Annotated in this window: 6 protein-coding genes; all 6 read right to left on the reverse strand. The window is 51.4% G+C overall.

Going from position 1 to position 10782, the window contains the following annotated elements:
- Positions 1-148: 148 nt before the first annotated feature.
- A complete protein-coding gene (locus LVQ76_RS19575) occupies positions 149-1636 on the reverse strand; it encodes a M16 family metallopeptidase (RefSeq protein ID WP_232922302.1) in 1488 nt (495 codons plus the stop codon).
- Between the two features lie 216 nt (positions 1637-1852).
- Positions 1853-3139, reverse strand: a complete 1287-nt coding sequence (locus LVQ76_RS19580; protein ID WP_232863950.1) for a dicarboxylate/amino acid:cation symporter — start codon at positions 3137-3139, stop codon at positions 1853-1855.
- A 163-nt stretch (positions 3140-3302) separates the two neighbouring features.
- Positions 3303-5297 carry a biofilm formation regulator HmsP gene (gene hmsP / locus LVQ76_RS19585; RefSeq protein WP_232904961.1) on the reverse strand — a complete coding sequence of 665 codons (1995 nt, stop codon included), beginning with the start codon at positions 5295-5297 and terminating at the stop codon, positions 3303-3305.
- A 169-nt stretch (positions 5298-5466) separates the two neighbouring features.
- Positions 5467-6462, reverse strand: coding sequence for a family 8 glycosyl hydrolase (locus LVQ76_RS19590; protein WP_232904962.1), 996 nt, complete (start codon positions 6460-6462; stop codon positions 5467-5469).
- 9 nt (positions 6463-6471) lie between these two features.
- Positions 6472-6939 carry a cellulose biosynthesis protein BcsD gene (gene bcsD / locus LVQ76_RS19595; RefSeq protein ID WP_232922303.1) on the reverse strand — a complete coding sequence of 156 codons (468 nt, stop codon included), beginning with the start codon at positions 6937-6939 and terminating at the stop codon, positions 6472-6474.
- Between the two features lie 2 nt (positions 6940-6941).
- Positions 6942-10778 (reverse strand): cellulose biosynthesis protein BcsC, encoded by a 3837-nt coding sequence (locus LVQ76_RS19600; protein ID WP_232922304.1) that lies wholly within the window; start codon positions 10776-10778, stop codon positions 6942-6944.
- Positions 10779-10782: the final 4 nt, after the last annotated feature.

A 10782-nucleotide genomic window follows, 5' to 3' on the forward strand; every position in this document is an offset into this window, starting at 1 on the left:
CAACGCAGCGATGCTAAAACTCCCCTCGAGGCGTGAGCGTGAATATGCAAGGGAAGTGAGAGAAAAAAGGTCGAAATATCCCTTAAAAAACAATGCCGGTCACCTTAAGTGACCGGCATTAGCCGAAAGGCGCCTTTTTATTTTACGGTCACTGAGCCGGAGGAATATCTGAAGTCGTATCCTGCTTAGGTTCATCCGTTATCGGAAGTGCCTTCGAAGGAACCATCACTTTATCCCACGTGGCTTGCAAATCCTTCATATTGAACTCAGGTTCACCCTGCGGTTGCAACAACACCAGAGCCATGTCCTGAGACAACTGCTGGCGCAAATCCTGGTTCAGCATGTTCAGCGTCAAACTGTTCAGGAAGTTCTGACGCAGCTTCTGATACTGTTCCGGTGCGATATCAACCACCTGGTTTTGCAGTGAACGCATGCGCTGGCTTATCAACACGTCGGTGTCAGTACGCGCATAAGTGGCAAACAACTTGGCAAGCTCAGCTTTTTTCTGTGTAATTAACACATCAAATTCTTCCTGCGAAAGCCCTTTATCACGCACCTTAAGCAACTCTTTGCCCACGGTCGCCAAATTAGCATTCAGTTTATCGTTAGGTGAATCAAGGTTAATGCCACATTGCGCACGCTGGTATAGCACACGGCAATCGAAGCTCAGGTTGAGGTCTGTCTGGTTCTGCTTGCTTAGATTCTGCTGCACATGCCAGAACAGCGCCTCACGGGCGAGATCTGCACGCCAGTAATGCAATAGCGCAGAAGACTCACGAATAGGCTGCCAGGCGTTATCCCACATCAGTGAGAGCCTGTCCTGACGCACACTATCGGTCATCAAACTTACCGGAGTGCGTTTAAGCGGAGAAAGGGTTGCAACCGGTGCTGGTGATTCGCGCTTGCCGGTCAGGGTGCCAAAAGTTTTGTTGATTTGATCGGCTACGCTACGGCTATCGACATTACCCACCACAATCAGCGTCATTGCATCCGGGGTATACCATTTCTGGTAAAACGCCTTCAGTTGTTCGTTATCAACCGGCTGCTTGAGATCTTCTGCCGGGTCATGGCCCAACAGCGTGGAACCTTGCAGGCGATAGCGCCACCAGTTGTCTTTAGTGTTCATCGGCCAGGTGGCGACCATATCCTGAGTTTGCAGCGCGACATTCACCGTTTCTGGGGTAATGGCCATTTTGCCGCTACTGTCTGAAAGATAGGTTAAGGCTTCTTTGAGTAAATCATTGCGGTTATTTGGCAGGCTGAGATTAAACAGCGTGAAGTCATAAGAGACGATAACCGGGGGCAGCGGACGCGTTGGGTCCACACTTTGCTGCCATAAAGAACGAGCCTGTAACGGCTGCAAGCTGCCGCTTTGTGTCAGCGCCAGACGAGGTAAAAAGTGGCTATAGCCGCTCTGTTGGGTGGTTTCAGTCAATGAACCAGTATTAACCAACAGACGAATTTCAATACGATCGCTAGGACGTTGAGGTGTGGCCAGGACTTGCCATTGAAAACCGTTGGCCAGCGTCCCTTGTTGCCAGGCTGGGTCGGGCTGAAGTGCTTCTGCCTGCACATTACTGGCGGCGGCGACCAACAGCAATCCGCCAGCTAAGAGTCGAATTTTGGTGCCCTGCATGTGAACCCCTGGAAAACAATCCTGATTAAAAAGTGTAATAGCGACATAGCATTACGCAATAAAGCCACCACAAGTGGCATTTCACCACTCCGTTTGACCGCATCTTCGCGGAAACGTCACTTTAAAATTGAAAAAAACGCCAAAGAAAATGGCTCAGGGGTCAATTATGCGCAGCAGCCCACAGCGAGGGCAAGTCACTGTGGGCAATTGAGAGGGTTAAGACGAGACTTCGCTCACTTTTTTTGCGGAATGTGGATTATCAAGAGTTTCTTTCAACTGTTTCTCATCCAGTTGCTTCACCCACTTCGCCACTACGACCGTCGCAACACCGTTACCGACCAGGTTTGTCAGCGCACGAGCTTCCGACATAAAGCGGTCAATACCCAAAATCAGCGCAAGTCCGGCTACCGGTAGGTGGCCCACAGCGGAGATGGTCGCAGCCAACACAATGAAGCCGCTTCCGGTCACACCCGCAGCTCCTTTGGAGGAGAGCAGCAACACCACCAACAGCGTGATTTGATGGAAAATATCCATGTGACTGTTGGTTGCCTGCGCGATAAACACCGCCGCCATCGTCAGATAAATGGAGGTACCATCAAGGTTAAATGAGTAACCGGTTGGAATCACCAGCCCCACCACCGATTTGCGGCAGCCGAGTTTTTCCATTTTATCGAGCATTCTTGGCAGCGCAGATTCAGATGAAGATGTGCCCAGCACAATCAGCAGCTCTTCTTTGATGTAACGGATAAATTTGAAGATGCTGAAGCCTGTCACGCGGGCAATAGACCCCAGGACCAGCACAACAAACAGAATACAGGTGATGTAGAAGCAGATAATCAGCTGGCCGAGCTGTACCAACGAGCCCACGCCATATTTACCGATAGTAAACGCCATGGCCCCGAAAGCACCGATTGGCGCAAGACGCATGATCATATTGATGATGCCGAAGATGACCTGCGAGAAACTTTCAATGACGTTGAAAATCAGTTGGCCTTTGTGGCCCAGACGATGCAGTGCAAAACCAAACAACACTGCAAACAACAGCACTTGCAAGATATTGCCACTGGCAAAAGCACCGATAACGCTACCTGGAATAACATCCAGCAAGAACGCCACGATACCCTGTTGTTGCGCCTGTTCGGCATAGATTGCTACCGCTTTAGCATCAAGAGTTGCCGGGTCAACGTTCATGCCAGCACCTGGCTGCATCACGTTTACTACGATGAGGCCGATAATCAGGGCGATGGTACTGACCACTTCGAAGTAAAGCAGCGCCACGGCACCGGTACGGCCGACAGCTTTCATGCTTTCCATGCCAGCGATGCCGGTCACAACGGTGCAGAAGATAACCGGCGCGATAATCATTTTAATCAGTTTAACGAACGCATCGCCGAGCGGTTTCATCTGCGCGCCTAACTCTGGGTAGAAATGTCCCAGCAAGATGCCGATAGCGATTGCCGTCAGAACCTGGAAGTAGAGGCTTTTGAAAAGAGAGAGTTTCATAGGGTGTCCTTGAGAGGTGAAGATTCCGCAAACCTTTCGGCTTGCGGCATCGAAAATAACACCCACAAAAACACTCAAAAGTGATATCGCGCTAATTTGTAAACATAATTGTTAAATAATTGAGCTGACTCGCGCCAGCCAAGTAACAATTACAACAAATCATTTACTGTTGAGGGGTAGATAGATACTGCGCATCAAACTCTTTAAGAGTCATGGCCCTGGAGAATAGATAACCCTGAGCAAGAGTCACACCTTCGTTTAATAGCCAGTCACATTGAGCCTGGTTCTCAATCCCTTCGGCTACAAGTTTCAGCCCAAGAGTTTTCGCCATACCGATAATCACGCCAGCCATCGCACTGTCTTCCGGCAGGCCATCGATAAAGCTCTTGTCGAGTTTCAGGATATCTACCGGCAGCGCTTTCAAATGGTGCAAATGGCGCAGGCTGGCATAGCCCATCCCAAAGTCATCCAATGCGATGCGCACTCCGGCTTTACGCAACGGGCGCAAAATACCGATCGCCCTTTTCGGATCGTCGATATGATGACTTTCCGTCACTTCCAAAATCAACATGCCCGGCTGAATGCGATAACGCGTCAACAACTCTAACAACGACGAGCCCATTTCTTCGTGCAGCAACTGATGTGCAGAGACATTCACACACAACGACATCGTGATGCCCTGGCTCTGCCAACCCGCCAGGACGCGGCAAGCTTCTTCAAGTACCCAGTTGCCGATGGTGAACATCAGGCCACAGTCTTCAATACGCGCAATCAAATCGTCAGGTAACGCCCAACTGCCATCAGGCTGTCGCATACGCAGCAAAACCTCCGCACTGACAACTTCGCGGGTAAGCATGTTGACTTGCGGTTGCAGCCAAATAGCGAACTGCTGGTTCTCTAAAGCGTTCAATAAATCCTGTTCCTGAGTCAGATGGCGTTGAGCTAATTCCATCTGCTCAGGGTCAAAGAATTGAATCTGATTTTTGCCATGGCGACGGGCGGAAAATGCCGCCGATACCGCGCGGCGATACAATTGTTCTGCTGCCAAACCGCCGTGATACATCGCAATACCGATGCTGGCCGTAGGCTTAAGGGAGATCGATTGAATCGGTAATTTTTCGTTGAGCACAGTGAGGATTTGCTTTGCCAGTGCCATGGCCTGCCAGGCGTCCTGAACACCATGCGCAATAATGCCGAAGTCATTGCCACTAAGCTGTGCCAGAACCATATTCGGCGAGAGAACACTTTTAATTTTTTCGACCAGCGTCAGCAACAGCATTTCGCGCTGCTCTTCATTTAATACACCGGCTGCATCCTGCAAGGTTTCGCTGGCAATCACGATCAGTGTGCTGTTCTTCCCACTCGCCGTGAGTTGCTCAAGCAACGCCAGGAACAGGGCTTTATTTGGCAGTTCTGTGAGCATGTTTCTGGTGCTCACAGCGCTCATTTCTTCATGCAAGCGCAGCGACATTTGTTGATTGCGGTTATAGCTACGCACCAGCATACCAATCTCATCATCATGATGAAGATGCGGCAGTTTGAGCTGATGACTCGCCGCATCTTGCGGACTCAAGCTGTCGAGCTCACGAGCGATTTTGCGGATCGGGTGCACAATTAAACGGTTAATCGACCAGCTGATGGCAACCGAGAGAATTAGCGCCAATAGCAAATATGTGGTCAACAACGTGGAAATCGTACTAATGATGAATTTGTACATCCGCCAGGAATCCGCCTGCAACACAAGATAAGCCAACGGCTGCGGGTTTGCCGGGCGCTCAAGTGAATACAGCGGTAACGAAATTTGCACCGGGAGCTCAAACAGGCGAGCAATCCACATCGGAATCGGGCGTTCCGGTGCAAAGCTCTGGCGTAACGCCTGGAACTGGTTTGGTAAAACAACATCTGCCCGGCTGATAATCCCGGAGGGTTGTATTTGATTAAGAATGAATTCAGCTTGGGGAATATCTGCTTTAAGGATTGCTGCAGACAGCGGAATACGCACCGAATGGGCGATTTTCTCCATCTGGCTTGCAGTGTCGTAGCGGCTTTGCTGCACAAAGTGGAAAAGCTGTACCACGATAAAAATGAAAATAAACAATATGGAAACGGCTGACACCATTGCCATTTGTTTAATCGTTAATGAACGACTGACTCGCAAACTTACTCTCCGCAATTACCGTGCCGTATAGGGCATATTCTTAAGCAGGCTGAGTATACTGCATTGTAGTGATGTTTAGGTGTTGAGGCTGGCTTATCAGGGAAATCTTCAGGATGTTCCCTCTCCTGATGGAGAGGGTTCGGGTGAGGGGGTTGTGCACGAACAAACATCACCTCACCGACAGCGCCACCAGCATCTTTAAACTCGCAGAATAATAATCATCCTGAGCCATAATTTGCGGCTGCTCCACGCTTGCCGACTGTAGCACTAAATCGCGCACCGCCAACAATCCACCGTTCATCATATATGGAGCTGGATCGCCGGTTGTCACATTCACCCAGGCAGGCGTTTTGTCGCGTGCAAAACGTCCCCACCAGTTTTTGTAAACCTGAAGCTCCGGGCTGCTATGGTTAAACCATGATACATAAAGTGGAACGCGAATCGCATCATAACTAAAACGAGCAGGCCACTGTTTGGCTGGAACGGTGTGACCATCAGAATAGAGTGAAACCCAGTCAGAAGGGAGTTGTGGATCACCAAAGTGCATTTTCCCCAACAACTTCTGCCCGTCGCTAATCAAATCCTTCCACACCATTAAATGGCTGCGGTTAGCAAAATCCTGCCAGGCCGGAAGAATAAAATAGGAAGGGTTAAGATTCACGTAGGTATTAAGATTAAAACCTTTGGCTCCGGGCAGCATCACCTGGTAACCCGCAAAACGTACAACGTTATGAGCTACCAGAGCCTTGGTAATCGCATCTGATTCGTTGAGATAATCCTGGTTTTTCCACTTTGCTCCCGCCTTAAGCAACGCCCATGCGATAAAAGTATCGCCATCGGTGGCGTTATTTTTATCGGTGATCGGCTGCGCCTCGACCGGGTTATATCTCCAGTAGAAGAGACCATTTTCGGGATTTTTCAGGGTTTTTCGCGTCCAGCTCCACATTTTATCAAAACTGGTTTGATCATCGTTGACCACCGCCATCATCATGGCAAAACCCTGGCCTTCAGTGTGGCTGACGTTTTTATTTCCGGTATCGACGATGCGACCATCAGGCATTAAAAACCGTGATTTATAGCTATCCCATGCATTATCTGCCAGCGCTTGCTGGCAGAAGATCAAGGCAAAGACTGCCACTATCAGCGTTTTGCATCGCTGCAACATTGAAGCACCTCATCGACTATTTTGATATCGAAAGTGTACCACTGTTGCCGACGGTGAAGACTCGCGCCACAGCGACACATGCGGTTTTCCGCCCTGATCGCGTAACCAGCGGGCGTATACTCCTTCCAGAACCGCGCTAAACGCGCTATTCCAGGAAGCCTGTTGCGCTTCATCCGCAGGAACAGGTAAAGCCATATGGCGAATCAACATCGCCGTTTCGCTGGCTTCGATATCAATATAGCCCCAGTTGAAACGAGCGAGCTGAACATTTATCTGCGTTTCGAGCTCACCCACAGTTCGCGCTAATGCTAACGGGTGACGCCCAGCCAATGTATCACCCATTTGTATCAGAAACGGGCGGCTTTCTGCTTCGCCAGCATTCGCCACCATGCTGTCTATCATGATGTGGAGCAGAGAAAACCAACCCGGTTGCGTCTGCTGATTTTGAAAATACTGCAAAAGCTGCGCGTCATGCATGATTAATTATTCCCCAGCAGGTAACGGAAGTAGAGTTGCGCGGTACTTTCGTTGTAATCACCAAAGGTGTCATAGCCGACCTGGCCACCAATCGTCATATCTTTATTAACTTTGTAGTCGGCTGCGGCACGCAAGTTATAGCCCATACCGTTTTCACTACTACCGCTATACCACGCCTCTTTGGCAAAACCATTAGCAGCAAGTAATTCCAGTAGGGACTGCGCGGTTGAGTCGGTTGGGAAATACGGGCTTTCGTCCTGGCTATAAGATTGATAACCCAGCGATGCGCCAACCGACATTGTCCAGTTATTAAACTTCTGCGAGTAATCCACCGGGAAGGAGACGCTGATATAGTCCTGCGGGCTAAAGTAGCCGCCTTGCCCGTAACTGAAGTAGCTGAGGTTTTTAGAGAAGTCCATGTAAGTCATGCTGATACCGGTTTTCAGCTCGCGGTCATCAGCACGATATGGGCGTATATAAACACCCGCATTCCCGGTGAAGCTATCATTGCTTGGTACGTTTTCACCAATATAGTTATACAGCCCGACACCTGCGTAGAAGCCGGCATCACCATCGTCGTAACTCAGTTGAGCACTACCGCCATTCTTGGTGACCTGGCCCCAGGTCTTACCAATAAATTTATCTTTTGCTCCGACGTAGGAAAGTAGGCTATCAGTCACTGCTCGACGCTCTCCCGTCAGAATCAATTTCAGATAATCAGTTAGCTGCGGCGACCACTGCACACCACCAACAATCGTATTTAAATCCTGGCCTAATGGCGTGGAGCCCACATCCAATTTGTACTGCTCACCAGTCAGTGCCATGCCAAGCTCCACACCGGCAGCACTTTGGGAGCCCTGAGAAGGCACTTTAATTTTGTCGATATTAGGCAGCTCACCTGTAGAAATATATTCACTAATGGCCGTCATTCCCTGCTGCCAAGCGCCTGTACCAAAACGGCGACTAGCCTCATCTGACGAGCTACCGGCATTCAGACTAATTGGCGTAACGTTAAGATCTAAACGCGAATCGCCAAATGGCACCGTTGACCACTGTAGCGGAGCCTTTATCTCGGTGAGTTTGCTCAGGCCACTTTCGCCATCACGACCGCGTACAGATACCGCACCTCGTGCCCATGTGGCCGTTTTGTCGGTCAACTGCTCCATCATGTTATCCACCTGGCGCAACGTGCCTGCCTGAGCCGTTTCTACCGGCAGATCGGTACGCGTCGTGCCCGGATATGCAGTTTGCGGATTGCGTGCCAGTTGAGCAACTTGCCACGGCATCGCTTCGCCATACAATGAGCTAGATGCGGTGTCTTGCGGGGCGACAGAGGTTTTCGGGGTAAACGGGTTATCCGCCAACGCCAGGCCACCTAATGTCGGAGCAGTACCATCACCCACACCTTGCAGGCCAAGCAGTTTCCCACGCGCAGTGCGTAAATAGCTCATCGCCTGTTGGTGGTTGCCATCAGCTTCAGCCACACGCGCCAGCAACAGCAAGCGATCCGGCGTTTCATCGTTACGCAAACCAGCCGCTAGCTGCTTCGCTTTATCCACATCTTTGCTGGCGAGTGCGACATCGATAGCGCCCGCGCGTGCATCTTGCTCAGGCGTGTCACGGGTCATCAGGTAGTCGTAAACCACGCCAGCTTCTTTGTTCATTTTGCCGGACTGATACAAACGCGCCATCGCAAACATCAGGTCGGTATTTTGCGGGTCGCTCTGCATGGCGCGGATCAGTTTGTCGTACGCTGCCGCATAATTACCTTGAGTCCGAAGCTGGTCAGCTTCGTTGATCACATAACCATTACGAACGCTGGCAAGCTGTGTCGGCGTGCTGCGCGACTGCAATTCCGGGCTCGCCAGGAACGCCTGCGCTTCACGCCCAAGACCTGCCTGATTAAGGACGGCAATCTGGTCGCCATAATCACCCGCATTGCCCTGTACACCACGACTCATATTGCCGCGCACAATCGCAACGGCGGTACTGACATCACCGCTTTGCGCCAGCATTTTTGCCAGTTTGCCAGCATCTGCCGGGCTTTGCGGTGGACGCGTAGCCAGTGCTTTTAAGGTATTAGCCGCAGCCACGGTATCACCCTGCGCCAGATAACGTTCCGCAACAGACATTTGCAGGTTGTAGTTAACACGCGCCGCAAGTGCGCGCATATCGCTGGTCTGGCTGGAAGCCGGTATCCGCGACAGCAAAGTCTGCGATTGCTGCCAGGCGTTGTTTTCGCTGGCAAACAAAGCGCCTGCATAGAGTTCAGTATTGGAGGCATTCGGCCGGAAAGACGGCGCCATCACGTTGCTGGCTTCCGCGCTGTTGCCCTGTTTTTGTAGCTGGCGTGCTAAATCAAGACGCAACCATGGGTCAGACGGATAGCGTGCGACACCCTGCTGCAAAATGGCGATGGCACGTTGTGGATCGCCATTGGCTGCCGCCTGCTGCGCCTGGCGGCGTACTGGGTCAGTTGGGTTGCCACCGGAAACTCGCGGCTGCAATTTAGCTTGTAAGCTTGCAGGCAAGGTTTGCAACATAGCCTGCGCTTCGGCGGTTTTATTCTGCTCACGCAGCACGTAGTAAAGGTTTTCACGGGCCGAGCCGTTATTCGGCTGCTCGTTCAAGATGCCGCGCAGTGTCTGCTCTGCGGCGGCGTAATCTTTATTGTGGCGCTGCACATCAGCACGGAATAATTTCGCCGCGGTACCTCGCTCACCGCTTTGCTGCGCCAGAGGTGCACTCAGTGCCAACGCCTGGCTGACATTGCCTTGTTTGAATGCCGCCTGAGCGCTCGCCAGTTGCCCGTAAAACGCGGCGTCATCAGCTTGCTGTTTGCGCTCATCCGACTGGTCGCCACCGAGGCTTGCCGCACGGTTTAAGTATTCTGATGCAGCGGTGTAATCACCTTTGCGTTGTGCGATGTAACCCATCCCGGCAAGCGCATCGGCATCTTGCGGGTTAGTTTGCAGCACTTGTTCAAACTGGCTTTTTGCCGCGTCAGTATTGCCGCTATTGAGTGCGGTAAAGCCTTCACCTTTCGCTGTACCACCAATACTTTTACGGTAGTGGTCTTGTACCGCTATGTCTTTTGGATGGCGTTGCAGGAAGGTTTGATAATAGGTTTCGTCACTCGCCGTTGGGCCAAGCCACAACAATGCCTGCCGCAGCGATTTATCAGCGTCTGAGCTGCCGCTCGCCATATTCTGCAACAGATCTATCCCTTCACGGCGCGTGCCTTCCTGATAGGTCAGCACTTTGCCGAGCGCAATTTTCCCACCGTTATCCTGTGGGTTTTGCGCGACAAACTGGCGTAAACCCACCACTGCTTGCGGATACAGTGATTTATCACCCGCCATCGTCAGATAATATTCTGGTGCGAGGCTTGGTGGCGGTTGATCGCCATTAAACAAACTGCGCCAGGTGGCAAGTGCGGCGGGAATGTTGCCGCTTCGCGCCTGTTGGCGCGCCAAATCCAACTGCCCACGCGGGATTTGCTGAATTTGTTTCGCATTATCCAGCGCCTGCAAATTGTTATCTTGTGGTGACACCGCCGCGAGGCGTTCGCGCCACTGGGCAGCACCTTTGATATCCCCGGCCTGCTGCGCCCACAACGCCATCAGGTACATCGCCTGCGTGTTATTGGCATCAACCATCAGCACCTTTTGCAGCGCTTCTTTTGCCAGCTCGTCATGCGACTTTTCATGCCAGTAATTGGCCTGGTCAAACAGCGCTTTTAATGCCGGATTGTTTTCCGCGGCCTGGGCGCCGAACGTCAGGCTGCCAAAGAAGCACAGAGTTAACAAGCGACGGGCGGTTTTGTTTTTATGATTCATGAGC

It is taken from the genome of Buttiauxella cochleicola (assembly GCF_021283185.1).
Classification (GTDB): Bacteria; Pseudomonadota; Gammaproteobacteria; order Enterobacterales; family Enterobacteriaceae; genus Buttiauxella; species Buttiauxella massiliensis.

Bases quoted from the DNA above. Each gene is read 5' to 3' on its own strand.
- bcsD (WP_232922303.1), bottom strand. From the start codon at position 6,939: ATGCATGACGCGCAGCTTTTGCAGTATTTTCAAAATCAGCAGACGCAA.
- LVQ76_RS19575 (WP_232922302.1), bottom strand. From the start codon at position 1,636: ATGCAGGGCACCAAAATTCGACTCTTAGCTGGCGGATTGCTGTTGGTC.
- LVQ76_RS19580 (WP_232863950.1), bottom strand. From the start codon at position 3,139: ATGAAACTCTCTCTTTTCAAAAGCCTCTACTTCCAGGTTCTGACGGCA.
- LVQ76_RS19600 (WP_232922304.1), bottom strand. From the start codon at position 10,778: ATGAATCATAAAAACAAAACCGCCCGTCGCTTGTTAACTCTGTGCTTC.
- LVQ76_RS19590 (WP_232904962.1), bottom strand. From the start codon at position 6,462: ATGTTGCAGCGATGCAAAACGCTGATAGTGGCAGTCTTTGCCTTGATC.